The organism is Microcoleus sp. B3-D7, assembly GCF_036705305.1.
Lineage (GTDB): Bacteria > Cyanobacteriota > Cyanobacteriia > Cyanobacteriales > Microcoleaceae > Microcoleus.
On the sequence record NZ_JAUBUE010000021.1, the window covers coordinates 49,729 to 75,469 of the forward strand.

Annotated in this window: 20 protein-coding genes and 1 pseudogene; 14 read left to right on the forward strand and 7 right to left on the reverse strand. The window is 46.4% G+C overall.

Annotated features, from left to right (window positions below; all coding sequences use genetic code 11):
- The first annotated feature begins 53 nt into the window (after positions 1 to 53).
- From QUB25_RS15860 to QUB25_RS15880, 5 genes are read left to right on the forward strand one after another with little or no spacing between them, the layout of a single operon-like run.
- The gene (locus tag QUB25_RS15860; RefSeq protein WP_333184069.1) at positions 54 to 461 is read left to right on the forward strand and encodes an SxtJ family membrane protein; all 408 of its coding nucleotides are present in this window, start codon (positions 54 to 56) and stop codon (positions 459 to 461) included.
- Positions 462 to 626 (forward strand): DUF5989 family protein, encoded by a 165-nt coding sequence (locus QUB25_RS15865; protein WP_190657062.1) that lies wholly within the window; start codon positions 462 to 464, stop codon positions 624 to 626.
- 4 nt (positions 627 to 630) lie between these two features.
- Positions 631 to 1,863, forward strand: a complete 1,233-nt coding sequence (locus QUB25_RS15870) for an SGNH/GDSL hydrolase family protein (RefSeq protein WP_333184070.1) — start codon at positions 631 to 633, stop codon at positions 1,861 to 1,863.
- A 13-nt stretch (positions 1,864 to 1,876) separates the two neighbouring features.
- Complete coding sequence (locus QUB25_RS15875; RefSeq protein ID WP_333184072.1) at positions 1,877 to 3,202, forward strand: hypothetical protein; 1,326 nt, start codon at positions 1,877 to 1,879, stop codon at positions 3,200 to 3,202.
- Positions 3,203 to 3,208: 6 nt separating this feature from the next.
- Positions 3,209 to 4,543: a hypothetical protein gene (locus QUB25_RS15880; protein ID WP_445251954.1), complete on the forward strand. Its 1,335-nt coding sequence runs from the start codon at positions 3,209 to 3,211 to the stop codon at positions 4,541 to 4,543.
- A gap of 67 nt (positions 4,544 to 4,610) precedes the next feature.
- On the opposite strand, the gene QUB25_RS15885 is transcribed toward QUB25_RS15880, so the two are convergent.
- Entirely contained in the window at positions 4,611 to 5,942 is a 1,332-nt protein-coding gene (locus QUB25_RS15885) for a hemolysin family protein (RefSeq protein ID WP_333184075.1), read from the reverse strand.
- A 289-nt stretch (positions 5,943 to 6,231) separates the two neighbouring features.
- Here QUB25_RS15885 and mfd point away from each other — a divergent pair, with 289 nt between their 5' ends.
- The 3 genes from mfd to QUB25_RS15900 all read left to right on the forward strand — a co-directional run bounded on the left by mfd (position 6,232) and on the right by QUB25_RS15900 (position 10,760).
- Entirely contained in the window at positions 6,232 to 9,804 is a 3,573-nt protein-coding gene (mfd, locus tag QUB25_RS15890; protein WP_333184077.1) for a transcription-repair coupling factor, read from the forward strand.
- 120 nt (positions 9,805 to 9,924) lie between these two features.
- A complete protein-coding gene (locus QUB25_RS15895; RefSeq protein ID WP_333184079.1) occupies positions 9,925 to 10,590 on the forward strand; it encodes an S-layer homology domain-containing protein in 666 nt (221 codons plus the stop codon).
- A gap of 5 nt (positions 10,591 to 10,595) precedes the next feature.
- Positions 10,596 to 10,760, forward strand: a complete 165-nt coding sequence (locus QUB25_RS15900) for a hypothetical protein (RefSeq protein ID WP_333059515.1) — start codon at positions 10,596 to 10,598, stop codon at positions 10,758 to 10,760.
- On the opposite strand, the gene QUB25_RS15905 is transcribed toward QUB25_RS15900, so the two are convergent.
- Together QUB25_RS15905 and gyrB are read right to left on the reverse strand one after the other, a co-directional pair.
- Positions 10,747 to 11,463 (reverse strand): heme oxygenase (biliverdin-producing), encoded by a 717-nt coding sequence (locus tag QUB25_RS15905; RefSeq protein WP_333059514.1) that lies wholly within the window; start codon positions 11,461 to 11,463, stop codon positions 10,747 to 10,749. The genes QUB25_RS15900 and QUB25_RS15905 overlap by 14 nt on opposite strands.
- Before the next feature lie 234 nt (positions 11,464 to 11,697).
- Positions 11,698 to 13,638, reverse strand: coding sequence for a DNA topoisomerase (ATP-hydrolyzing) subunit B (gyrB, locus tag QUB25_RS15910; RefSeq protein ID WP_333059513.1), 1,941 nt, complete (start codon positions 13,636 to 13,638; stop codon positions 11,698 to 11,700).
- 258 nt (positions 13,639 to 13,896) lie between these two features.
- Here gyrB and miaA point away from each other — a divergent pair, with 258 nt between their 5' ends.
- Positions 13,897 to 14,817 (forward strand): tRNA (adenosine(37)-N6)-dimethylallyltransferase MiaA, encoded by a 921-nt coding sequence (gene miaA, locus QUB25_RS15915; RefSeq protein WP_333184082.1) that lies wholly within the window; start codon positions 13,897 to 13,899, stop codon positions 14,815 to 14,817.
- A 131-nt stretch (positions 14,818 to 14,948) separates the two neighbouring features.
- Here the strand turns inward: miaA and msrP are convergent, their stop codons facing one another.
- Entirely contained in the window at positions 14,949 to 15,932 is a 984-nt protein-coding gene (gene msrP / locus QUB25_RS15920; RefSeq protein WP_333184084.1) for a protein-methionine-sulfoxide reductase catalytic subunit MsrP, read from the reverse strand.
- A 444-nt stretch (positions 15,933 to 16,376) separates the two neighbouring features.
- On the opposite strand from msrP, the gene QUB25_RS15925 reads away from it, so the two are divergent.
- Entirely contained in the window at positions 16,377 to 18,431 is a 2,055-nt protein-coding gene (locus tag QUB25_RS15925) for a serine/threonine-protein kinase (RefSeq protein WP_333184086.1), read from the forward strand.
- A gap of 138 nt (positions 18,432 to 18,569) precedes the next feature.
- Here QUB25_RS15925 and QUB25_RS15930 read toward each other — a convergent pair.
- Positions 18,570 to 19,184: pseudogene (locus QUB25_RS15930) on the reverse strand (SDR family oxidoreductase); the annotation flags it as partial.
- Between the two features lie 22 nt (positions 19,185 to 19,206).
- On the opposite strand from QUB25_RS15930, the gene QUB25_RS15935 reads away from it, so the two are divergent.
- The 4 genes from QUB25_RS15935 to QUB25_RS15950 all read left to right on the forward strand — a co-directional run bounded on the left by QUB25_RS15935 (position 19,207) and on the right by QUB25_RS15950 (position 21,395).
- Positions 19,207 to 19,395, forward strand: coding sequence for a hypothetical protein (locus tag QUB25_RS15935; RefSeq protein WP_333059508.1), 189 nt, complete (start codon positions 19,207 to 19,209; stop codon positions 19,393 to 19,395).
- 87 nt (positions 19,396 to 19,482) lie between these two features.
- The gene (locus QUB25_RS15940; protein WP_333059507.1) at positions 19,483 to 20,052 is read left to right on the forward strand and encodes a tetratricopeptide repeat protein; all 570 of its coding nucleotides are present in this window, start codon (positions 19,483 to 19,485) and stop codon (positions 20,050 to 20,052) included.
- Between the two features lie 55 nt (positions 20,053 to 20,107).
- Positions 20,108 to 21,016: a hypothetical protein gene (locus QUB25_RS15945; protein ID WP_333059506.1), complete on the forward strand. Its 909-nt coding sequence runs from the start codon at positions 20,108 to 20,110 to the stop codon at positions 21,014 to 21,016.
- Positions 21,017 to 21,101: 85 nt separating this feature from the next.
- Positions 21,102 to 21,395, forward strand: coding sequence for a DUF3288 family protein (locus QUB25_RS15950; RefSeq protein ID WP_333059504.1), 294 nt, complete (start codon positions 21,102 to 21,104; stop codon positions 21,393 to 21,395).
- Between the two features lie 66 nt (positions 21,396 to 21,461).
- Here QUB25_RS15950 and secA read toward each other — a convergent pair whose 3' ends face one another.
- Together secA and QUB25_RS15960 are read right to left on the reverse strand one after the other, a co-directional pair.
- Positions 21,462 to 24,278: a preprotein translocase subunit SecA gene (secA, locus tag QUB25_RS15955; RefSeq protein WP_333059503.1), complete on the reverse strand. Its 2,817-nt coding sequence runs from the start codon at positions 24,276 to 24,278 to the stop codon at positions 21,462 to 21,464.
- Between the two features lie 404 nt (positions 24,279 to 24,682).
- Positions 24,683 to 25,615, reverse strand: a complete 933-nt coding sequence (locus tag QUB25_RS15960) for a ribonuclease Z (RefSeq protein ID WP_333039106.1) — start codon at positions 25,613 to 25,615, stop codon at positions 24,683 to 24,685.
- Positions 25,616 to 25,741: the final 126 nt, after the last annotated feature.

The window sequence follows — 25,741 nt, forward strand, 5'->3', positions numbered from 1 at the left end:
ACTAATTCCCAATACCCCATTCCCAATTCCCAATTCCCAATTCCCCATTTCTAATGAGCGACGAAATTAAAAAACTAGATAAAAAAGGCTTGCGCGATTTCGGGCTGCTAATTGGCAGCTTGATTGCAGTGATCTTCGGTTTAGCAGTACCTTTACTGCGGCGACATTCTCTACCTTGGCAGCCCTGGGCAGTCGGCGCAGTGCTAATCGTGCTAGGATTGGTTGCGCCGAAATCGCTGAATCCCGTTTATCACGCGTGGATGCGGTTTGGACTCATCCTCCACAAAATCCAAACGCCGCTCGTCCTAGGGATAGTTTTTTATCTGATAGTTTGGCCGATGGGAGTGCTCAAAAACATTTTCGGCGAAGATGCAATGCGACGCAAACTCAATCCGAAAATGGATACATACCGCATCCCAAGTAAAGCAAGAACAAAAGTTAGTATGGAGCGTCCTTTTTAAGTGTTTGAAGCAACTTTAGATTTTCTCAAAGATTTGTGGGCGTTTATGAAAGAACGCCAAAAGTATTGGCTGTTGCCCTTAATTGTGACTTTAGTCTTTTTGGGAGCTTTGATTGTATTGAGTCAGGGTTCTGTGATTGCTCCATTTATTTACACGCTGTTTTGAAATAATGAGCAAGTTGAAAAATTTGGGTGTCAATTTGGGTTTGACACTCGGCGGTTTATTGATGGGGGTGGTAATTGGTGAAGTTGGGTTGCGACTTGCTAGAGTTGAGGGCTATCAAAAAATAGGAGATTTCGTAGACTCGGCGCCAACTCGTTTCCACACTTCCGATCCGAATTTGGGCTGGAAGCTGAAACCGGGTGCGTCGGGGGAGTGGAATGGGGAAGGTGCGAGTCTTGTGCAGGTGAATAGCGAGGGTTTGCGCGATCGCGAACATACAAAAGCAAAACCTCCAAATACTTTGCGCGTGGCGGTTTTGGGCGATTCTTTCACCGAAGCAATTCAGGTACCTGTCGAACAAACTTTCTGGTCGAAATTGGAACGAAAGTTAGGCAACTGCGAAGCTGTCAAGGGACGCAAAAATGTTGAGGTCATGAATTTCGGGGTGCAGGGTTACGGTACTGCTCAACAATTGATAATGCTGCGAAAAAAAGTGTGGGATTACAATCCTGATATTGTAATTCTTGCCTTTTTTATTGGCAATGATGTAATTAACAACTCCCCAAAACTGGAATACGATCGCTATCGACCATTTTTTGCTTATGATGCTAGCGGCAAGTTAGTACCGGATATGTCTTTCCGCAATCTGGCGCCGATTGACCGCAACGAAAGAGCAGTTTCCTTCGTAGACCGGATGCCTAGTTTCCTCGTAAAAAATTCGCGCATTTTGCAGGTTATTAAAAAAGTAGACTTAGAAAGGAAAAAGCGCGAGTTATCTGAGGATTTTACCACTTTAAGTACCCAAAACCTCAAGGAACCTCCGAATGCAGCTTGGCAAGAGGCTTGGAGGGTGACAGAGGGTTTGATTGTGACGATGCGGAATGAAGTTGTGCAGAAAAATGCTGATTTCTGGGTTGTGACGATCGGCGATCCGATGCAAGTTATACCGGATGCCGAGAGGCGAAAAAATTTTATGAGAAAGAACAACATTCAGGATTTGTTTTATCCCGATAGGCGGCTGGAAAAGTTGGGCGCGCGCGAGGGTTTTCGGGTACTGAATTTATCCGAACAGATCCAAGGTTACACTGAAAAATATCAAGTTTGCGCCCACGGTTTTGATAATTCTGTACCCTGTGGGGGTCACTGGAATGAACTCGGACACAGGCTGGCTAGTATCCTGATTAACCGAAATTTGTGCGAAAATTTGAAGCAGTCTCAAGTCCCCAAAAAACAACCGTAAGCAGTCAAATTTCATGAAAGATTCAACGGCGCTGAAAAAAAGCCAAAATATATTAATTATAATCGCAGTTAATTTGGCGATCGCCTTTATTTGTCTGGAAGCTTTATCGCTAGCTTTTTATTTTATAAACCAAAAGCAGTTTTTTTATACCAGAACTAAAGCCAAAGAAAAAGTAGTAGAAGATATTGAAAGGATCGGCATTAGACTTGATGAATCTATCGTAGAAAGACTGCACCCACTTTTTGGCTATGTACTCAAACAAGGTGCCTTCACCAATGAAAAATTAAAGTTAAAAGTCAATAAACACGGCTTTTTTTCTCTATACGAATATCCATTTATTAAAACAAATAAAAATCAAGTTATTATCGGAGTTTTTGGGGGTTCAGTTGCGAATAATTTTGCAGTTGATGAATACGTAGATCGCAGATTGTCTAACAAATTGAAGGCTTATCCAGAATTTGCAAACAAGGAAATTATTGTTTTAAATTTTGGGAATGGCGGCTACAAACAGCCCCAACAATTATTGGTTTTAAATTACTTTTTGGCCTTGGGTCAACAATTAGATTTAGTCATCAATATAGACGGTTTTAACGAAGTAGCACTGTCAAATTTAAACAACAAAGCCCAAGTAGAAATAGGAATGCCCAGCGTTCAGCACATACAGCCTCTGACGGGTTTAGCCAACAACAACTTGTCACCGGAAGCGATGAGTTCGATCGTTAAAATTAACGAAAACAAAAAACAATTGAAAGCAGGTATTGACAAATTGCAAAATTGTCAACTTGCTTTGTGTCACGCTGTCACCTCGCTACAGGTGAAACAATTAGTCAACAATTACCAGCAAGCAGTTGTCAAGTACGATCGACAAGTCAAACAATCCAACCCAGACACGGCAAATAGCGGTATAGTATACATTCCCAAAGCTGACTTTGTTTTGCAGGATGCCGCTGCTTTTGACAAAATGGCATCGATGTGGTATGAATCGTCGAGCGGCATGAATCAAGTTTTATCAAGTAGAAAGATTAAGTATTTTCACTTTATCCAGCCCAACCAGTATTATCCCACTAAGCGAGTGTTTACCGCCAAGGAAAACGAAATCGCGATCGACCAGAAGAGTCCTTACATTGAAGGTGTGAAAAAAGGTTATCCAGTATTGTTGTCCAAAGTCGATGATTTGCAAAAAGCTGGGGTTAATGTGTTTAGCGCAGTGAATATTTTAGACAATACAAAAGAGACGGTTTACAAAGATGCCTGCTGCCACTATAATTCAGTCGGAGAGGAAGTATTGGCAAACTATGTTTCTAGTTCCATTATTAAAGTAGTAAGAGAGTCGAAATAGAGGTTTATGAAAGATTTAAAATCCCTCAAAAAAGGACAAGAATTTATCAAGATTGCTTTTATTAATTTAGTGATGTTACTGTTTTTTCTGGAACTTGGCTCTTTGGCATGGTATTTTGTCAAGCACAAGCAATTTTTCTATACGAGAGAAAAAAAGCAAGATAAGTCGGCTTTAGGAATTAATTTAGAAGGAGTGCGGCTGAATCAGTCTATTGTTGAAAGGTTTCATCCTTTTTTGGGATTTATCCAACAACCTGGCCCCGATTTTCGCCCTGGTTTTAAGGTTAACAACTACGGATTTATCTCTCCTTACGATTACCCTTTGAAGAAAACAAAGAAAAATCAATTTATTATCGGAGTTTTTGGCGGTTCTGTGGCTTCTAATTATGGAGTATTTGAAGTTCAAAACAAAATTTTACCTCAATACCTTAAGCAGATTCCGGGTTTGAAGGATAAAGAATTTGTAATTTTGTCTTTTGCTACCGGAGGCTACAAACAACCCCAGCAATTATTAATTCTAAACTATTTTTTGGCTTTAGGGCAAGAACTGGATCTGGTCGTCAATATAGATGGTTTTAATGAAGTAGCACTTTCTAACTTAAACAATAAAAATCAAGTCGATTTGGCGATGCCAAGCATTCAGCATATTTTGCCGCTGACTAGCTTGGCGAATAATAGCCTTTCTACCAAAGCTATGAAAGCAACTATCAGAATCCAAGAAAATAAAGCTAGGATTAATCAGGGTTTGGAACGTTTGCAAAACTGTTCTTTCGCTGCCTGCGATGCTTTGACTTCTGTTTACGTTCAAAATCTAGTTAATAACTATAAAACCGATGTTATTAAGTTTGAAAAAGAACGGCTCAAACAAAAAAAAGATGACAGTGGAAGCGTTATTTATATCAATACTAATAAGTCGGTTTTACAGGATTCAGTAGCTTTTCAAGAAATGGCACTAAATTGGGCAAAAAGTTCAATTTTTATGCACAAAGTTCTGTCTGCTAGTAAGGTGCCTTATTTTCATGTTCTTCAGCCTAATCAATACTATCAGACGAAAAGAGTGTTTGGTGAAGCCGAAAAGCAGATTGCTTTTAACAAGGATACTCCTTATGCTAAAGCTGTGGAAATTGGATATCCGGCTCTTTTCAAAAAGTTTCCTAATTTGGAAAAAAATAATATCAATTTAGTGAATGCTGTTAATGTTTTTGACAAGACTAAAGAGGCTGTTTATGTAGATAGCTGCTGCCACTACAATCAAGCTGGAGAGGTAGTTTTTAGCAATTATGTGGGCCGTTCTATTCTGGAATCTTTGCGGAAAGATGAGGCTAGAAGCAAAAAGAAGTAGGTTTGAAATATCCGCTGAAGGGTTGATGTAGGGTGCGCCTAGCGCACCTTACCGCTGAGTTTAAATTTTAGGTTTTTGGTTGGGTTTTAGATCGATCGCCCGCTGAGTCGATCGGCATTACCAATATCTTATCAACTCGGTTCCCGTCCATATCCACTACTTCCACGCGCAAACCGTTCCACTCAAAATGCTCGGCTGCTGTGGGAATTTTGCCCAAATTGGTAATTACAAAACCGCCCATTGTGTGGTAACTTCCTTTGTGTTCTGCTGACAATTCTTCGATTCCAAACAGCTCAAAAAAATCTTCGACTGCTAGCATTCCGTCTAACAGCCAAGAACCATCTTCGCGCTGCACAGCTTCCGGTTCGTCAGCATCTTCTATTGAAGGAAAATCACCAACAAGTTCGACTAAAATGTCGTTGACTGTAACCAATCCTTGAATGACGCCGTATTCGTCTACTACCAAGGCAATTTGATTGCTAGATTGTTTGAAAAGTTCTAATACTTTTAAACCCCGCGTGCTTTCCGGTACAAATAACGGTCGTCGTAAAGAAGCGCTTAAATCTAGGGGTTGACCAGTTAAAGTCCGAGACAGCATATCAGTAACGTGTACTAAACCGACAACGTTGTCGAGCCCTCCCTGACACACGGGAAACCGAGAGTGACCACTGCCGAGCATTTTTTGGCGATTTTCTTCCACGGAGTCGTCGAGGTCGAGCCAGGTAAGATCGGGACGCGGGGTCATTAAGGCGCTGACTCGCCGATCGCCCAAACGAAAGACTCTTTCTACCATGTCTTGTTCGGCTTCTTCAAAGGTTCCGGCTTCGGTTCCTTGCTCGATCAAAACTTTAATTTCCTCTTCTGTAACTTGCGGTTCTGTCGAGGGCGATATCCTCATCAGTCGCATCACTAAGTCAGTCGAATGACTTAACAAATAAACCGCAGGAGCGCCAATTTTTGAGAGCATTCGCATGGGAATTGCTACGCTTGAGGCGATCGGCTCTGGGTTGTTGAGTGCCAGCCGCTTCGGCACGAGTTCGCCGATAATTAAGGTCAGATAAGTGATGGTTAAAACTGCTACTACTGAGGCGATCGTCTGAGAATAGGGCGCGAGGGCAGGAATCAGCCGCAACAAAGGCTCTACTCTTCTAGAAATCGTCGTTTCTCCGAAAGCGCCCGACAGAATGGCCAGCATCGTAATCCCGATTTGAACTGTCGGCAAGAACTGATTGGGGGCATTAGCCAGATCCAAGGCTACGCGGGCATTGGCTGAACCTTGGTTGGCCATCTGTTGCAGTCTCACCTTCCGTACAGAGATGATGGCCATCTCTGACATCACAAACAAGCCATTGAGGAAAATTAGCAGGAGAACAATCAGAATATCGGTACTTGGGGACATTTCTAAAATTTTCGGTAGTAACGGCGAAGCGCTCTGCCCGGTTAAAGGAGAGGTCTGGAAGCTGCTAATCTCGATCGCAAAATCGAAATTTTTTCTAAACCTGTCACTAGATTAACGGAACTGGCTCAATCGCGATCGCAGGATCGACATATTAAAGCAGAAATCTATCTCCAGTTAAGTTCCCAGGCGTCAACAGCAGAGCGGCACAATCATGGATGTTTGTCGTACAATCTCCTTAACAGGCAAAGGGAAAGAGCCTTCGCCGATCAGGGATTAAAATTAAAAGCGCATGACTTTCTCTTCAATAATTCGTACCCTCGGGCGATCGCCCCTAGCCACAGAACTCCTCAACAAGCTCAAGCGCCATCGCTGCTTGCAACTGTCCGGCATAGCTCGCTTGCCCAAAGGTTTAGTAGCTTCCGCCCTCGCACAGCAAGAAGGGCGGAGTTTACTGGTAGTGACGGCAACTCTAGAAGAAGCCGGTCGTTGGGTGGCAGGGCTGGAGGCGATGGGCTGGCAAACCGTACATTTTTACCCGACTTCGGAGGCTTCGCCCTACGAGCTATCTTACTCCGACGAGAATGAAATGACGTGGGGGCAAATGCAGGTGCTGGCGGATTTGGTGGATAAGGAAGAAAAAACCGCCAATCAGTCGAAGCCAATCGCGATTGTAGCTACCGAAAGAGCTCTCCAGTCTCACTTGCCGCCACCTGATGCTTTTGAACCCTACTGTCTGACGCTGAAGCGAGGTGCGGTTCAAGACTCGAAGATACTTGACCGCCAACTGGTGTCGATGGGGTACGATCGGGTGGCTCTGGTGGAAATGGAGGGTCAATGGAGCCGTCGGGGTGATATTGTCGATGTATTTCCGGTGGCGGCTGAGTTGCCGGTGCGGCTGGAGTGGTTTGGGGATGATTTGGAGCAAATTCGGGAGTTCGATCCGTCTTCCCAGCGATCGCTCGATAAGGTCGATCGCTTAGTTTTAACTCCTACTAATTTTAACACAATTATTAAAGCAGTTTTATCGGAAAAAAAGCTTGACGCAATAAACCACATAGGCTCTTTTGATCCCGAAAATGAAGCGGAAAATGAAGCGGAAAAATTTGTCCGCAGGCTGTTGGGTTTAGCGTTCGAGCAACCTGCATCTTTGTTGGATTATTTGACTGAAAATACTTTAGTTGTTATTGACGAACCGCAAGGGTGCGAAGCTCACAGCGACCGCTGGTTTGAGAATGCCCAGGAACAGTGGAATAGTTGCAATCGGGAATCGGAAGTTGCTGGTGAGGTTACAGAAAAATTGCCAATTGCTAATTTGAAAGTTCCGAAAATTCACCGCACTTTTGCTGAATCTATGGCAGAGGTCGCAGCTTTCGAGAGGCTAGAACTTTCTGAATTGTCCGAAGATTCTACGGCTAAAAAATTTCAAAGCTCTGCAGAGGGCGACCAGCTACCATCTGCGATTAATTTGGCTTCTCGGCCTGTGCCGGTGATGCCTCACCAATTTGCGAAGCTGTCTCAAATGCTCAGGGAAGAGCGCGATCGGGGTTTTACCATTTTTCTGGTTTCTGCTCAACCGAGCCGATCGGTTTCTCTGCTGTCGGAACACGACTGTCCGGCTCAGTTTGTGGTGAATCCGCGCGATTTTTTGGCGATCGACAAGTTGCAATTGCAGCACGTTCCGGTTGCTTTGAAGTACAGCGGCTTAGCAGAATTGGAAGGGTTTATTCTGCCGACTTTTCGGATTGTTTTAATTACCGATCGGGAATTTTACGGTCAGCATTCTCTTGCTACTTTTAGCTACGTCCGCAAGCGCCGCCGCGCTGCCTCTAAGCAAGTAGACCCGAATAAATTAAGCCCTGGTGATTATGTGGTTCACCGCCAGCATGGAGTGGGTAAATTTATCAAGTTGGAACGCTTGACGATCGATCGCGAAACTCGCGAGTATTTGCTGATTCAATACGCTGACGGTACTCTGAGAGTGGCGGCAGATCAATTGGGCGCTTTGTCGAGGTTTCGGACGGTAGCCGATAAAGTACCGGATCTAAACAAGCTGACAGGTCAAACTTGGGAAAAAACTAAAACCAAGGTTCGCAAAGCTGTTAAGAAATTGGCAGTGGATTTGCTGAATCTTTATGCTAAAAGAGCTAAACAAACAGGTTACGCTTTTCCTCCTGATATGCCTTGGCAACAAGAATTAGAGGATTCTTTTCCTTACCAGCCAACGCCGGATCAGTTGAAGGCAACTCAGGATGTGAAACGCGACATGGAGGGCGATCGACCGATGGATCGCTTGGTCTGCGGCGATGTCGGTTTTGGCAAGACAGAAGTTGCTCTAAGAGCGATTTTTAAGGCGGTTACGGCGGGCAAGCAGGTGGCTTTGCTCGCGCCGACGACGATTTTGACCCAACAGCACTATCACACGCTCTCGGAGCGTTTTTCCCCTTATCCGATCGAAGTTGGTTTGCTCAATCGCTTTCGCACTGAAACCGAGCGCCGGGAGATTCACAAGCGTTTGGCGACTGGGGAATTAGATGTGATTGTCGGTACTCAAGCTGTTTTGAGCAAAGCCATTAAATTTCGGGATTTGGGCTTGTTGGTGGTGGATGAAGAACAGCGGTTTGGAGTTAAGCAAAAGGAAGCGATTAAAGCTCTCAAAACCGAGGTAGATGTTCTGACTCTGACAGCAACGCCGATTCCCCGGACTTTGTATATGTCGCTGTCGGGGATTCGCGAGATGAGTTTGATTTCGACTCCGCCTCCCAGCAGGCGCCCGATTCAGACGCATTTGGCTCCCTATAACCCGGAAGTGGTGCGATCGGCAATTCGTCAAGAATTGGACAGGGGCGGTCAGGTTTTTTACGTGGTGCCGCGGATTGAGGGGATTGATGAGTTGGCCGCTCAGTTGCAGGAGATGGTTCCGTCTGCCAGAATTGCGATCGCCCACGGTCAAATGGATGCTTCGGAATTAGAATCGGTCATGCTGACTTTCAGTGCGGCAGATTTCGATATTTTGGTGTGTACGACGATTATTGAGTCGGGTTTGGATATTCCGCGAGTCAATACTATTTTAATTGAAGACGCGCAGAAGTTTGGTTTGGGTCAGCTTTACCAGTTGCGGGGACGGGTGGGACGCGCGGGGATTCAAGCTCATGCTTGGCTGTTTTATCCGAAGCAGAACAAGCTGTCTGATGCTGCAAGGCAGAGGCTGCGGGCAATTCAAGAGTTCGCGCAGTTGGGTTCAGGCTATCAGTTGGCTGTCCGAGATATGGAAATTCGCGGTTCGGGTGATGTTTTGGGTACTGAACAATCTGGTCAAATGGAGGCGATCGGTTTTGATTTGTATGCTGAAATGTTAGAGGAGGCTATTCGGGAAATTAAGGGTCAGGAAATTCCGAAAGTGGAGGACGCGCAAATTGACCTAACTTTGACGGCGTTTATTCCTGCCGATTACATCGCAGATTTGGATCAAAAGATGAGTGCTTACCGGTCTGTGGCTTCTGCTAATACTCCTGAAGAATTACAGCAGATTCAGGCTGATTGGTGCGATCGTTATGGGCCAATTCCTCTTCCAGCCCAGCAACTTATCCGTGTGGTCGAACTAAAACAAATTGCTAAAAAAATCGGTTTTTCTCGGATTAAACCGGAGAATAAGCAGAACATAGTTTTGGAAACTGCGATGGAAGAGCCTGCTTGGAATTTGCTCAAGGCTAATTTGCCGGAACATTTGCGATCTCGTTTTGTCTACAGCAAGGGGAAGGTTACTATTCGAGGTATGGCGGTTTTGACGGCCCAAAAGCAATTGGATAATTTGATTGATTGGCTGGGTAAAATGCAGGGCGCTTTGCCGGAAGCAAATGTTTGATTTTAATATATAATCCCCAAATCTCGCGCACCGCCGAAACCACAGAATAATACCGATGGAACCATAAAAAATATTACTGCTGTTTTCATGATGGTTTTAGCGACAGAAAGGATTAAAATCGTGAAAAAGTTAGTGAGTATTTTTTTGGCGATCGCGCTAGTGCAAGGAGTCCCAATGGCGGTTCAATCTCAACAAATAATTGACCCGATCGATCGGGTTGTGAGTGCAGGATTGATGAATAAAGATGCTAGTGGTAATTTTAATGCTGAGGGCCTTGTAAGTCGCGCCGATTTGGCGATGATTTTAGTGAAAACTTTTGGTTTGGAACGGCGGAAAACTGCTCAGAAACCGGATAGGGAAGTGCCGGACGTACCGAAGAGTTACTGGGCTTACAGTGCGGTTCAAACTGCTTTGAAAACGGGAACGATGAGTGGATATCGCGATGGAATGTTTTTCCCAAATCAAAGGGTGACTCGCGCTGAAGCTTTGGCGATTTTTGCTCAAGCTTACGGGGTTTTTCAGTTTCCCGATCCCAGCATTTCCGAGATTTTAGCTAAGTATCCCGATGCAGGCGAAATCCCTAATTGGGCTAGAAAGTCTCTGGCTACTGCACTTTATGAAGGGTTTGTTAATGTCGATCTCGCAACTAATAAGATTAATCCTTTGAAGCCGATGACTCGTGGGGATATCGCTTACGCTTTGAGCAAGTATTTGGAGCGGCAAGTAAGGCCCACTTCTTTGCCTGTCCCGGACGAGGAGCCTCCTAATCGCGGCGTGGGAAGGTGATAGTTTTGAGTTGTGATTTGAGTTGTGAGTTAAAAAGTCGATCGCCCGCCATGCAAAATCCCGGAGATTTGGTGACTGTAAAAGCAGCCATCAAACCCCCAGGATTTAAGTTTTTCCTCTTAAACGAGGCTCAATTTATTGCCAATGCGTGTTGGCTCAATCAGCAGTAGCCAATTCGGTACTGGCGCCACCGCGCTTCCGCGTCAGGGTATTGAAAAGCATCTGACCGACAGCTTTAATCAAATTGCCTTCTAACTCCATGAACATCTTCATGTTCATGCCAAAAGCTGCATTAGCTTCGTCAACAATTCGCTCTGCTGTGGCTTCGTCAATCGGCAGTTCATTCATTGCCTGACGGTAGTTAGCTTTGAATTCTTTTTCATCAGGAATATCCTGGAATTCATAGAAAGCAGTGCCTTCTCCCTCGGAAAGATTCATCCCGCGCTGGGCAATTCCCTTCAGGATTTGTCCGCCAGATAAATCGCCAAGGTAGCGAGTGTAAGAGTGAGCTACTAACAGTTCCGGTGCCGTCGCCGAAATTTCGTGAATGCGCTGCACATAAGCTTTAGCTGCGGCTGACGGAGCTACTTGTTCGCGCCAATTCGCACCGTAGTAGTAAAATAAATCTTGCTCTAAGCTTTGTTTGCGATTCAACTCAGAAAAGTAAATTTTTGAAACAACCGGATGCTGCTTTTGGCGTTCCATTTCCTCTTCGATTGCCGAGTAGACAAAGTAGAGGTTTCCTACTAACTTCCGGTAAGAAGTTTTTTCTACAACGCCTTTTAAAAAACACTTGACAAAACCGACGTTTTCTGCCATTGTGTGGGACTTTTTGGTTCCCTCACGCAATTTGGTCGCTAAATTGATGCTCATGCTATACTGTCCAACCTTCTATTTTTGTGGTAGCTGATGGATGCGCCAAAAATCTAAAATTTACCTAAGCATTTACCTTAGATCGATTTGATGAGAGATTGTATTAATTTTTATAACAAAATCTACCTACCTCAAACAGCAGAAACCCTTGTGCCTCGGAAGGCACAAGGGTTCAAACTGCTGAAAAAGTTTAGTCGTTAGTCGTTCCTCATCGACAGTTAGCTAATGATTAATTTAGATGTCCAAGTCGAGGAGGTTGAGTTTGGGGCCGTAGGTTTCAATGAATTCGCGGCGGGGGGCGACACGATCGCCCATTAAGATCGTAAAGATGCGATCGGCCTCAGCAGCGTCTTCAATCTCCACCCGTTTCAGCGTCCTAGTTTCTGGGTTCATCGTCGTATCCCACAACTGTGTCGGCATCATTTCACCCAAACCTTTGAACCGCTGAATGGTGTAATTAGCATTCGCCGGAAATTCATTGCGGATGAGATTGTTCATTTCGCGATCGCTGTAACAGTAGTAATGATTGCGTCCCCGTTCCACTTTATAGAGAGGAGGACAAGCAATATAGATGTAACCTTGGTCTACAAGTGCGCGCTGATAGCGGTAGAAGAAAGTCAGCAACAGCGTGCGGATGTGAGCACCATCTACGTCAGCGTCAGTCATAATTACGATGTGGTGATACCGCAATTGACCTGGATCGAATTCTTCGCCTTTGATGCCCAAACCCAGGGCTGTAATTAACGATTGAATTTCGTTATTTTTGTAGATTTTGGCGTCGTCGGTTTTCTCAATATTGAGAATTTTACCGCGCAAAGGCAGGATTGCTTGGAATTGGCGATCGCGCCCTTGTTTTGCCGAGCCGCCTGCAGAATCCCCCTCCACCAGGTATATCTCAGACAAGGCAGGGTCTCTGGAACTACAGTCCGCTAATTTTCCAGGCAAAGGAGACGATTCTAAGACAGATTTTCGGCGCACTAAATCGCGGGCACGGCGGGCGGCTTCAGCGGCCTTAAATGCCTGAATTGCTTTTTCCAAAATAGCGTCAGCTACTTGGGGGCGAAACTCCAAATATTCTGTTAATACTTCGCCTACCAAGGAATCAACAATTCCCCGAACTTCTGTATTTCCCAACTTAGTTTTAGTTTGACCTTCAAATTCCGGGTCTGGGACTTTGACCGAAATTACTGCTGTCAAACCTTCGCGCACGTTTTCGCCGGCGAGGTTGGGCTCATTTTCTTTAATTTTGTTGCGCTTGCGGGCGATCGAATTCATCGTCCGCGTCAAAACAGCCTTCAAACCTTCTAAATGCGTGCCACCGTCGATCGTCCGAATGTTGTTAGCAAAACCTAGAACGTTGTCACTAAAAGCATCAACGCACCACTGCAAAGCCACTTCTATCTGCACGTTGTTGCGTTCTCCTTGCACGTAGATCACTTCTTCGTGCAGAGGCTGCTTTTCGCGGTTCATGTAGGCGATATATTCCTTGATTCCGCCCTCATAACAGTATGTTTCGATGCGAGGTTCGCTACTTTTAAGCAGTTCCAAACGGTGGTCGCTAAACGTAATTCTCACGCCCGCATTCAAGTAGCCCAATTCTCGCAAGCGCCCGGCGAGTATAGTGTAATCAAATTCAATGCCAGTGCTAAATATTTGAGTATCTGGCAAGAAAGAAACTGAAGTGCCGGTGCGAGTACCTTTGTTGGGCTTGGCAGTAAGTTCAGTAACTGGATTGCCTCTTTCGTAGCGCTGTAAATGTTCTTTTTGGTCGCGCCAAACTGTCACTTCTACCCACTCGGACAGCGCGTTAACAACAGAAATACCTACACCATGCAATCCTCCAGAAACCTTGTAGCCACCACCGCCAAATTTACCCCCGGCGTGAAGTACAGTCATTACTGTTTCTATTCCTGATTTGCCAGTCTTGGCAACGATGCCGGTGGGAATGCCCCGGCCGTCGTCTGTCACGGTAACGGAACCGTCGGCGTTGATGTCAATCTCGATGTGAGTGCAGTGGCCAGCCAGCGCCTCATCTATGGAATTGTCCACAACCTCGTAAACTAGATGGTGGAGTCCTCGCGGCCCGGTGGTACCGATGTACATCCCCGGTCGTTTACGGACTGCTTCGAGACCTTCGAGAACTTGAATCTGGTCGGCGCTGTAGCTGCTGGTCATACAAAAATAGCTCCAATAATGAGGCCTAAAGCCCCGAAAGCTTCTAAAATGGGAAAACTCCTAAAATTATAGCACAAAACCGTTAAAGGCGATGCTAGGGCTTTCTGAAGGGAAATTTATTGGGGGGACGGAGGGGAATAGTTTTGAGATTGCTGGAGGACTGCCCTGGTTGATCGCCGTGAATCAGTGTAGGGAGAGAGGGGAAAGCATGGAGAGGAGAGGATTTGAGAGTTTTTATAGGGAAATGTGCGACACCTTATGCCTAAATTAATTACGATTTGCGGGGCGACGGCGACGGGGAAGTCGGGAGTGGCTTTGGCTTTGGCTTCGCGACTGCAATCCTCGATCCTGAGTGCGGACTCGCGTCAAGTGTACCGCGAATTTGACATCGGAACCGCAAAACCGACGGCGGTCGATCGCACTTCTGTACCGCACCACTTAATTGACATCTGCGAGCCGACAGAAACTCTGACACTAGCAGATTACCAGCAACAAGCTCAAAATTTAATTGCTGATGTCGATTTTCCCCTGTCTCCCCCCCTGTTGTTGGTGGGAGGGACGGGCTTATATATTAAATCGATTGTCAGGGGTTTAAAAATTCCGAGGGTAGCACCGATGCCCGAATTACGATCGCAACTTGCAGAACTCGGACAATCTCAATGTTACGCGATGTTGCAGCAGGTCGATCGCTCTGCGGCTGAGAAAATTCACCTCAATGACCCAGTAAGAACTTTAAGGGCACTGGAAGTATTTTATGCGACCGGTCGCCCTATTTCCGATCAGCAGGGCGAAAATCCTCCCAATTATCCTATTTTACAAATTGGGTTGGATTGCGCGATCGATGTTTTGGTCGATCGGATCAAACAGCGCACCGAACAAATGCTAGAACGCGGTTGGATTGTTGAAGTAGAATATTTGTGTAAAAAATACGGCTGCGACTTGCCACTGTTGAACACGCTGGGCTATCAGGAAATCAAACAATATTTGGCTGGCGACATTAAGCTTGAAGAAGCCAAAGAATTAACAATTTTGCACACGCGGCAATTTGCGAAGAGACAGCGGACTTGGTTTCGAGCGTATCCTGAAATTGAATGGTTTGATGTTAGCACGCCAGATTTGCTAGAAAGAGTTTGGCAGAGAGTTGAAGAGTTTGAGGGACGCAGATCAAGACTGATGTAATTTCAATTTTTCCTTCGCAGGCTCTGCCTGGGAATGCCTGAATCCGAGGCTCTGCCTCGCAGAAATAGGGAAGCATAGCCTCGGGTTCTGCGTTCCTAGGCAGAGCCTATCAACGAGGGGAAATCCGTCAATTAACTGTACAAACCCGCCACATATTCGCCGTAACCGTTATAGGGCAAAGTTGGGCGAGTTTCCCACGACCAACTGTTACCGGGACCGACTATCCGTTCACTGGCCTGCGACCATCTGGGGTGCGGCTTGTCGGGTTCGACATTTGCTTCAAAAGCGTATTCGTTGGGACCAATTGTATTCCAAAAAGTGGCGGGCTGTTGTTCGACAAATTCAATTTTTACGATCGACTTTGCGCCCTTAAAACCGTATTTCCAAGGAATCACTTGCCGCAGTGGGGCACCATTTTGCTTAGGTAACCTTCTGCCATACAAGCCTGTGGCAAAAAATGCTAAATCGTTCGCCATTTCTTCAATTCGCAGACCTTCGGTATAAGGCCAAGGATAAAATTGCGACATCAAACCGGGACCGGGAGTAATTTTGGGGTCGTAAAATGAGGTGAAGCGAACGAATTTAGCCTTCGATTGCGGTTCGACATCAGCCATCAGTAATTTCATGGGAAATCCGACCCAAGGAACTACCATCGCCCACGCTTCTACGCAGCGAAATCGATAAACTCGTTCTTCGATAGGAAATTTTTTGTAGAGGTCGTCGATATCATAAGTGCGGGGATTTTTTACTAAACCGCTTACTTCTACTTTCCAGTTTTCTGTTGGCAAAGCTTGAGCGGCTTGCCAAATAGATTTTGTGCCGCCGTATTCGTAAAAATTGTTGTATTTTGTAGCTAAGCCTTCGTCGGTAATTGCTCGATCGACTTTTGCAAAGGCGGGATTCCGGCTCAATTCCGAATAGGCTTGGGTTGAGCTTTGATCCAGAGCAGTTTTTGAGCTAGCATTGCTTTGGCAGCCGGTCAGCGGCAGCAGCGAAGCAGTCACGCCGGCGCCAATTAAATTTGTCATGAAGCGGCGGCGGTTGATAAAGGCTGTTTCTGAGGTAATTTGTGGGTTGAGAATTTCCCAAGATTGGGGTACGCGAATTAAGGGCATAAGTAATAGTTAAAAGTTAGTAGTTAGTTGGGAAAATTTTGCCTAATTTTTAATCGGTTAGTCGATTTGAGGTGGGAAATGGGAAATTTTAGATTCACTCCATAGAACAAAGAATCGCCGATATTTGGCAAGGCCTCGCGATTGCTTAGGTGCGATCGCACTGAAAGTATTCGCAATGACAGTATAACGTAATTCGGTAACAGCAAATCCCGCCGATCGCTCGAATGAGCTCGGTACGATCAACCTATTAAACCTCGCTCGCAGGAAAGTCAGCAATAATTTACGCGCGATCGACGGCAGCAATTGTGGCGAAAATCTGGGAAACAATTATGATCAAGCAAAGATTCCAATTATTTAATTTGTCCACAGGAAGCGGCACGCACCGCCCCGCTTTCCTCCCCCACCAGCAATAATGTCGGACGGGGGTCTCCAGCGGAAAGACAAATGAGTTACTGTACCAATCCCCATTGCCAGAATCCCCAAAATCTCGATCGCGCGACAATCTGCAAAAGTTGCGAGTCGAACTTGTTGCTAAAAGGCCGCTACCGAGTCTTTCACACCCTCGGTCAAAGTCTCACTTGCCGCACCTTCTTAGCAGTCGATGAAGACCAACCTTCGCAACCCCGCTGCGTCATTCAACAGTTCTGCGCGCCCGCGGCCGTCGCCGACGGTCGCACACAGCAAAACCGGACATTTCGTGGCTCAGCCTCAGTTCTCGACGAGTTGGGGAAACATCCGCAAATACCGAAATTGCTGGCATCTTTTGAACTCGAAGGCTGCCAGTATTTAGTGCAAGAATACATCGAAGGCCGTAATTTAGCCGATCGGCTTTCAGAAAAAGGTGTTGTTAAAGAAATTCAAATTTGGTATCTGCTGAGCGAATTGTTGCCAGTCCTGCAATTTGTTCACGAACATCAACTGATTCACCGAGATATCAAACCGTCGAATATTATTCACCGCAAAACTCCCCAAGCATCCCCAGCTTTGGCAGGGAAAGAGGATTTACATTCCGTGGCCCAAGAAAGTGCCTCTGGGCTAGTTTTAGTCGATTTCGGCGCGGCAATTCCGGCTAATAGCGGGCCTCTCAAAACAGAAACGGTCACAGGTTCTGCGGAATACGCGGCCCCGGAACAAATTAAAGGTCAAGCGATTAAGAGCAGCGACATCTACAGTTTGGGCGTCACTTGCATTCACTTGTTAACGGGAATGTCGCCCTTTGATTTGTTTGACATCAAAGCCGAAAGTTGGACCTGGAGACATTATTTGAAAGTACCAGTTTCGGCGCGACTCGGCCGCATTCTGGATAAAATGGTGCAGCGAGAACCATCAAAACGCTATCGCTCGATCGAGGCAATTCTCACAGACATGAAATACGGCCCGGCACCGGTAGACGTGATTCTCAGCAAACCCAAGTGGACTTTGGCCATGTGGGGAGCAAGTACGGTTGCCCTGCTGTCCGTATTGCTGGGTGTTCGCTTGCCCTCTCCTGCACCGCAGGCTTTCACTTCTGGTGAGCCTGTTTCTAGCATTCCCGAAATTCGGTTCAATCCGCCCCCGATGCAGGATTTTAACGGTGAGGCATCGCAGTCGCGGCCAGCAGTGCGGACTCTGGCGGATCAAGACAAAAACCCGGTTTGGGCGGTAGCAGTTGCTCCCCAAGGCCGCGTGATCGTCAGCGGGAATAACGACGGCACAATTCACCTGCTGCACAAGCGTCACGGCAAGCTGCTCAAGGTTTTAGCAGGACATTTGGGGCCGGTGTGGTCGGTGGCCGTCAGTCCCGACGGCAGGAAGATCGCCAGCGGTGGCGTTGACGGTACGATTAAATTGTGGAATTTCTATTCGGGCAAGTTAATTCAGACTTTGGACGGACACCAAAACGGCGTGTTCTCGGTAGTTTTCAGTCCCGACGGCCAGACCCTGGCCAGTGTCGGTAAGGACAAAACTTTGAAGTTGTGGCAAGTCGAAGGCGGCGCCGAGTTGGAAACTCTCAACCGGGTGTTTGACGAGGTGCAGTCGGTGGCTTTCAGTGCCGATCGAGAAACTTTGGCGATCGGCAGCAGCGACGGTAAGATCAGCCTGTGGAACTGGCAGACTGGGGAATTGAAAGAAACTCTTTGGGGTCATTCCGAGGCGGTTTGGTCTTTGGCCATCAGCCCGGACGGTCAAACTCTCGCCAGCGGCAGTTGGGACAAGACGGTGAAGTTGTGGGATATCAGCGCAAATAATCAGTCCCAGCAACCCAGCGGTTCTCTGCTGCGGACTTTGATCGGCCATTCCGACAAGGTTAAGTCCTTGGCTTTCACTCCCGACGGAGACAAACTCGCCAGCGCCGATTTGAGCGGGACTATCAAGCTGTGGCGGATGAGTTCCGGCGAAATGGCGGGCACGCTGAAGGGTCATTCTACCTGGGTGGATTTGGCTTTTAATCCTCAAGACAAAACTCTGATCAGTGGCAGTTTTGACGACACGATTAAGGTGTGGCGACTGTCTCCTTAATTTGTTGGATTCTCCGCACGATCGAAGTTTAAGAGTCTCCAACCACAATCAAAGATTTTGGTTGGAGATTCTTATACTCGGCGATTAAAATCGCTGGTATACAAACGAAGTCCCCTTCAAGCGGACTAAAGTATATATTTACGCAGTCCCGCCGTTAACGCGAATATTTTGTCCGGTAATCCACCGGGCTTGGTCGCTGCACAAAAAAGCCACTACATCGGCAATATCTTCAACTTTTCCGAGTCTTCCCAAAGCAGTCATTTGGGTAAATCTTTGTATTTGTTCGACGGTTTTGCCGACAGTGAAGAGTTCTGTATCCGTGGGACCCGGAGAAATTACATTGACTGTAATTTGGCGATCACCCAATTCCTTAGCTAGCGATCGAGTTAGCTGTTCTACCGCGCCTTTTGTCGCCACGTAAACTCCGTAAGTTGGCATCATTACCGCCGTTGTCGAACTGGAAAAATTAACAATTCTTCCTCCCTCCGCCATGCGTTTAGCAGCTTCTTGACAAGCAAAAAACGTGCCTTTGACGTTAATTGCAAAAAGATTATCAAACTCTGCTTCGGTAACTTCCGCTACAGGTTTGTAAAGAATTACTCCCGCATTATTGACTAAAATATCGACTTGTGAATAGGTTTCCTGAGTGCGATCGAACAAATGGCGAATTTGTGAGGTTTTGCTGACATCGGCTTGCACCGCTAATGCTTTGCCGCCTGCTGCTTCAATCGCTGACACAACATCTTTAGCCTGCTGTGCACCTCTGGCTTAGTTGATGACAACTTATGCGCCTTCTTGGGATAATCGCAGGGCGATCGCGCGTCTAATTCCTCGCGATGCACCAGTCACAATTGCCACTTTTCCTGCTAGTGATGCCATGACATTTTCTCTGCAATTAGCGTTGATGCTGGTTCAGAATAATCATACTATTTTTTTCCGCATTCCGGTACAGAAACAAATTTAAAATCTCAAATAGCCATAATTTTTCTAGAAATCGCGGTTGTTAACTAACACTTGTGGTAAAGTAGTGTCGGCTGTTAAAGTAAAATCTATGAGCGTAAATTTCGAGTTAGCAGAGCAGTATTTGTCTGCAGGCGACAGCCTCCAGAAATCAGGCAAACTTGAGGAGGCGATGGCTCAATATCAAAAAATCTTAGCCATTCAAGCGGATAGTCCGATCGCACTCAACAAGATAGCAGAAATTTATTATACGCAACAGAAATATGTAGAGGCGATCGCATCCTGTTACCAAGCACTTCGCCAGCAACCCAATTTCGCCCCCGCGTACAAAACCCTAGGCAATATCCTGCAAGCCCAAGGCAAAATAGATGCGGCAATTCGCGCCTACTCCAAGGCGATCGAATTTGATCCTAATTTTGTCGAAGCCTATGTTAACTTGGGCAGTATGTTTTACAAACAAGGCCAGCTTGATGACGCCATAACTTACTATCAAAAATCTATTGTTATTCAACCAGATTTAGCCGTCGCTTATTGGAATTTAGGCAAAAGTTTGGAAGAGCAAGGTCGAATCAATGAAGGTTTATTTTATCAAAAAAAAGCTCTAAATTTACAGCCGGAGTTAGAAGGTAGAAGCAATTCAGTAAAAAATCACACTTACTGAAGAGGAATGTTATAGTCAAAATAATTCAATCATTAACGATGCAAGCTGGATCAACATGGAAATTAGCCAGAATCCGCTCGAATTCCTAACGGCTAAAGTACAAGAAACTGTTGCCGATACCCAAAACTTAGCCAACCAAATCGCTGCTAAAGTTGAGGAAAATGCAACTGTATTAACGGCATGGGTACAATCAGCGCCAAGTTCAATGGTTAGTGCTGGGGCGATCGCCACTCAAGAAGCTTTCAAAATAGCACATAACATCCGTTTTGAGAACCTGCCAACTAATCTGCAAATCAAATTTGCGAGGGCTGGTATGCGTGACGGCATCAGAAATGTTCAAGAAGCAGCAAAAGTATTTGAATCCATACCCGCCCAAATTCGTGCCCAAGGCCCAGAAGCAATTCCCAACTTCTGTCAAGATCAAGATTGGAGTCACATCCAAGCGCACGTCAATGGAGGCGGAAGCGAAGCTGCTAACGGGATTTTTGAACATTTTTGGGTGAATCGTGCTCGCGGTGGTGTAGACATGACTGCCGCAGAATTAGCAGTCGCTAAGCAAGTTTTAGCCGATGCAGCGTTTAAAGCAGCAGTTGCCGAAATCGTTGGGGCTGCAATGAAAGGGGCGATCGCCGCAGCAGTAATTGAGTTAATATTTTCTATCTTAGAAAACTCGCTATTGTGCGTTGAAGGCAAAATTACGCAGTCAGAGTTAGTCGAAAAAGTCGCCACCGCCACCGCCAAAGCTGGCATTGCTGGCGGTGTTATTACTGGCATTCTGTTAACACTGTGCATGATATTTCCCCCCATTGCGGCGCTTTTAGGTGCCGCAGCGATGCCCTTGGCGGTTGCAGGTATTGGCTTTATGGGAATTCGCGCCTGGGAAATCTTTTGTCACGGCGATCGACTATTTGGTATTACTGAACAAACACAAAAATTTCTGGGAATGACTGAAGCGAAAACATAGTAAAACTTTAAGTTTCATTAAATACCCGACTTCTTGAAGAAGTCGAGCATCTAGGTATTCTAAATGATTGAGAAACGTAAATAGTATGGATTCAGTAGAAAAAACTCAAGATCAGCAGCATCCGCAATACAAGCGCGATCGAGCCAGTGTCGATACTTTATTAGCAGGAGAAGCAACCGACTACAATTTATCGGAATTAGCAAGATTGATAATTCGCTACCGAGGCTTTCCCGGTGCTAGAGATATTCAATCGGACTTAAAAAAAGTCTTGCAAAAATGGAATCATACCGAAGAAAGTCTTTACGAACAAACCCGTAAAATTCACTCCACAGGTGAAGTTTACAGGAAACAAAAAAGCGATCAAGAAGATTGGGTCTAATTTCAAATCTGCCACTGGTTCCCAGGAAGAGCCTGGGAACCAGTGGCAGTCAACTGTTAACTATTTTCAAACCATCTCTGGTGAAACTTGCATTGCCGGCTGTGGCTGGAACTGGAACAGCGAATAAACCACATTGCGGCGGATATCCGTCATCATGTCCAAAAACAGCTCGTAACCTTCAGTTTTGTACTCGATTAACGGGTCTTTCTGACCGTAACCGCGCAGCCCTACAGACTCGCGCAAAGCATCCATTTGTTGCAAGTGTTCCCGCCACAAAGTATCAATTTGCTGCAAAATAAAGAACCGTTCCGCATCTCGCATCAATTCAGCTCGGATTGCATTAACTTCCGCTTCTTTAATGTCGTAAGCGTTGCGTACTTGTTCGTGCAGGAATGTTTTAATTTCCTCAACGGACAAATCTTCTAGCTGATCCGGTGTCATGTCAGCAAGCAAATAAACAAATTCCTTCACTTTGCTGACGAGTTTGTCGAGTTCCCATTCTTCCGAAGGTAAATCGGGATTGATGTATGCTCCCACAATGTCGTCCATCGTCTGTTCGGCATACTTAATTACCTGTTCCTTGGAGTCCAAACCTTCCAATACTCGGCGACGTTCCGCATAAATTGCTCGACGCTGATTGTTCATCACTTCGTCGTATTCAAATACCTGCTTGCGGATATCGTAATAGTATGTTTCGACTTTTTTCTGAGCGCCTTCGAGGGAACGAGTCAGCATTCCAGATTCGATCGGCATATCTTCCTCAACACCGAAAGCTTTCATCAAACCGGCAACCCGTTCACCGCCGAAAATCCTCAGCAAATTGTCTTCCAAACTCAAGAAAAACCGCGTAGAACCAGGGTCTCCTTGGCGTCCCGCCCGGCCGCGCAACTGATTGTCTATCCGGCGCGATTCGTGGCGTTCGGTACCGATGACGTGGAGCCCTCCCAACTTCACGACTTCATCGTGTTCAGTGCTGGTAAAAGCATCGTATTCGCTGCGAGTTAGATTGTAAGCTTCCCGCAATTTTTGAATTACCGGGTCTTTTGTCGGCGCTTTTTCCGAAGCTATAGCCACGATATCATCGGCTTGCAATTCCGTGAGCGATCGCTCCCCGTACTGCTTCACCGCCAATTCCACCGCCGCTTTGAGCATTTGCTCGGCATCTTTCGATAGCTGCGTCGGGAAAATCTGCGCCGAAGCTTTCCAAGACTTTACCTTTTTCGTAGTCGGAGCAAAACCTTGAGGTGCGGGGCGGCCACTAATACCAGGCACTTGCACCACAGAAAACCCGTCGTCATCTTCGGGTTGCACGATCCGGGGCATAAAATACTCCCGCAACTTCAGGCGCGCCATGTACTCAGAATTACCGCCCAAAATAATATCAGTACCGCGTCCCGCCATGTTGGTCGCGATCGTCACAGCGCCTTTGCGTCCGGCTTGAGCAATAATTTCTGATTCCCGCTCCACATTTTCCGGTTTAGCATTAAGCAAATTGTGAGGAATTTTCCTCTCCAGCAGCAGCCGCGACAGCAACTCTGACTTTTCCACACTCGTAGTGCCCACCAACACCGGCCGACCGATATCGTGCATTTCCGCGCATTCTTGGGAGATGGCATTCCACTTCCCAGCCTCCGCCTTGTACACCATATCCGAAAGGTCACTACGGCTGGTAATCCGGTTAGTGGGAATCAGTGTTACTTCCAGATTGTAAATCTTCTCAAACTCTGTCTCTTCAGTCTTTGCCGTCCCAGTCATCCCCGACAGCTTCGGATAAAGCAAAAAGAAATTCTGATAGGTAATCGTCGCCAGCGTCTGAGTTTCCGGCTGAATTTCCGCCCGTTCCTTGGCTTCGATCGCCTGGTGCAAACCGTCACTCCAACGCCGTCCAGGCATCACCCGGCCCGTAAACTCATCCACAATCACGACTTCGCGATCGGGAGTGACGATGTAGTTAATATCCTTAATAAACAATTCCTTGGCCTTAATCGCATTAAAAATGTAATGCGCCCAAGGGTCAGCCGGGTCGTACAAATCCGTAACACCCAATAACTTCTCAGCTTCACCAAAGCCTTCATCGGTCAATAGCACATTCCGAGCCTTTTCGTCAACCTCGTAATGTTCTTCATTTTCCTTTCTCAGAGCAGCAGCTACCTCAGCCGCCCGTATATACTTCTCACTGGGGCGTTCCACCTGGCCGGAAATAATTAAAGGCGTCCGTGCTTCATCAATCAGCACCGAGTCAACCTCGTCAATCACGCAGAAATTAAAAGGACGCTGCACGACATCTTCCATGACGGTAGCCATGTTGTCGCGCAAATAATCGAAGCCGACTTCGCTGTTAGTGGCGTAGGTAATATCGCAGCTATAATTTTTCTTTCGTTCCACCTGATCCATGCCCTGCTGAATCAGTCCCACAGTCAACCCCAGGAAGCGGTGTACCTGTCCCATCCATTCCGCGTCCCGCCTTGCGAGATAATCGTTGACGGTGATGATGTGTACGCCTTTGCCGTTGAGGGCGTTAAGGTAAGCTGGCAGCGTCGCCACCAAAGTTTTGCCTTCACCGGTTTTCATTTCGGCAATTTGGCCTTTGTGCAGGATAATGCCCCCGAGGAGTTGGACATCAAAGTGGCGCATTCCTAAAACCCGTTGTCCTGCTTCCCGGACGACTGCAAAAGCCTCCGGCAAGATTTCGTCTAGAATCTCTTTCTCCTCGTTGAGAGATTTAGCTTTGGCCAGACGTTCTTGAAACTCCGCCGTTTTGCCTCTGAGGCCGTCGTCTGAGAGTGCGCGGATGTCTTCTTCCAAAATATTGATATCAGCTACCCAAGGCTGAAATTTTCTCAGTTTGCGCGCGTTGGGATCGCCTAGCAGATTTTTAAACATGGCAGGAGAGGCAGATTTTTAATAATTTAGCTATTAGCTTTCAGGGTTAGGGGCTGTAGTGTTAGCCACAACATATACCCTCCCCGATTGTAGCAACCATTGGCTCTCCTGGGCCGTCGCTGGGGGCGATCGCTCGATTTGGGATTTTAGATTTTAGATTGAAGTTGGTGAAGGTGGGTAGCGATCGCAGCTCAGGTATACGTGCTTATTGACAATTCCAGGGCGTAACAGACTTTCCGGCCTGTTCCACAATAGATTAATGTTTTTGTTGGATTAATTTCAGCAACAGGCTTTCCGGCCTGTTCCACAATAGATTAATGTTTTTGTGGGGTGGGCCCTCCTAGCCCGCCCCGATCGCCCTTATTGAAAATGCCTTCACATCTCAGGTCAGATTAACCCTAGTTTTAAACAGGCCGCGGCACTTCATAAGTCAAAAAGTCATAGGCCATTTTCGTATTCGGAAAAATAGCCTGCGCTTCCTTGAGCAAATCATCCAGGACGATCGCATTCCCCGGAGCATAACGCGGACTAAAATGCGTCATAATTAACTGTTTCGCCCCAGCGATCAAAGCCACTTGAGCCGCCATTGTTGAAGTTGAATGCAGGCGATCGAAGGCCATTTGAGCATCTTGATGAGCAAAAGTAGCTTCATGAACCAACAAATCAGCATCCTTCGCTAATTCCACGGCCCCCTCACAAAAAACCGTGTCAGTACAATAAACAAACTTGCGCCCGATTTGATCCGGGCCACAAAAATCCGTACCTTTAAACTGTCGCCCATCCTCTAACTTTACCGTCTTTCCTTGTTTTAATTGACCGTAAATCGGCCCGGAAGGAATACCCACAGCCTTCGCTTTTTCTACATCAAAATGTCCCGGACGATCTTTCTCAGTTACTCGATAACCAAAAGCAGTAACTCGGTGCTTCAAAGGGCCGCAGCTAACAATATATTCGTCATCTTCATAGATGACTCCCTCGTGAATTTTGTGTACCTTAACCGGGTAAGAAAAATGAGTTTGAGAATACCGAACACCAGCTTGCAAATATTCTTCAAGTCCCGGAGGCCCGTAAAGATCGATGCGCTTGACATTCCCCGCCAAACCGCAGCTAGCCAGCAAACCCATTAAGCCGAAAATATGGTCGCCGTGCAGGTGAGTGATGAAAATGCGGCTTAGTTGGCTGACTTTGAGATCGCTGCGGAGAAACTGGTGCTGAGTTCCTTCGCCGCAGTCAAACAGCCAGAGTTCCGCTCGCTGGGGCAAGCGGAGGGCGATGCTGGAAACGTTGCGCGATCGCGTGGGGACGCCGGAGCTAGTTCCGAGAAATGTAATCTGCAAGAGTCAAATCACCTCAATTAAGTCTTTAAAAATATGTTACATATATCCAGAGTGCGGCAAATCCGACATACAGGAAATAGTCGCAGCCAGGAACCGGGATAAATCGCTGTTCCTGCGAACATCTCT

Bases quoted from the DNA above. Each gene is read 5' to 3' on its own strand.
- QUB25_RS15905 (WP_333059514.1), bottom strand. From the start codon at position 11,463: ATGAGCATCAATTTAGCGACCAAATTGCGTGAGGGAACCAAAAAGTCC.
- mfd (WP_333184077.1), top strand. From the start codon at position 6,232: ATGACTTTCTCTTCAATAATTCGTACCCTCGGGCGATCGCCCCTAGCC.
- gyrB (WP_333059513.1), bottom strand. From the start codon at position 13,638: ATGACCAGCAGCTACAGCGCCGACCAGATTCAAGTTCTCGAAGGTCTC.
- QUB25_RS15870 (WP_333184070.1), top strand. From the start codon at position 631: ATGAGCAAGTTGAAAAATTTGGGTGTCAATTTGGGTTTGACACTCGGC.
- miaA (WP_333184082.1), top strand. From the start codon at position 13,897: ATGCCTAAATTAATTACGATTTGCGGGGCGACGGCGACGGGGAAGTCG.
- msrP (WP_333184084.1), bottom strand. From the start codon at position 15,932: ATGCCCTTAATTCGCGTACCCCAATCTTGGGAAATTCTCAACCCACAA.
- QUB25_RS15885 (WP_333184075.1), bottom strand. From the start codon at position 5,942: ATGTCCCCAAGTACCGATATTCTGATTGTTCTCCTGCTAATTTTCCTC.
- QUB25_RS15925 (WP_333184086.1), top strand. From the start codon at position 16,377: ATGAGTTACTGTACCAATCCCCATTGCCAGAATCCCCAAAATCTCGAT.
- QUB25_RS15950 (WP_333059504.1), top strand. From the start codon at position 21,102: ATGGATTCAGTAGAAAAAACTCAAGATCAGCAGCATCCGCAATACAAG.
- secA (WP_333059503.1), bottom strand. From the start codon at position 24,278: ATGTTTAAAAATCTGCTAGGCGATCCCAACGCGCGCAAACTGAGAAAA.
- QUB25_RS15945 (WP_333059506.1), top strand. From the start codon at position 20,108: ATGGAAATTAGCCAGAATCCGCTCGAATTCCTAACGGCTAAAGTACAA.
- QUB25_RS15935 (WP_333059508.1), top strand. From the start codon at position 19,207: ATGACAACTTATGCGCCTTCTTGGGATAATCGCAGGGCGATCGCGCGT.
- QUB25_RS15875 (WP_333184072.1), top strand. From the start codon at position 1,877: ATGAAAGATTCAACGGCGCTGAAAAAAAGCCAAAATATATTAATTATA.
- QUB25_RS15880 (WP_445251954.1), top strand. From the start codon at position 3,209: ATGAAAGATTTAAAATCCCTCAAAAAAGGACAAGAATTTATCAAGATT.
- QUB25_RS15940 (WP_333059507.1), top strand. From the start codon at position 19,483: ATGAGCGTAAATTTCGAGTTAGCAGAGCAGTATTTGTCTGCAGGCGAC.
- QUB25_RS15860 (WP_333184069.1), top strand. From the start codon at position 54: ATGAGCGACGAAATTAAAAAACTAGATAAAAAAGGCTTGCGCGATTTC.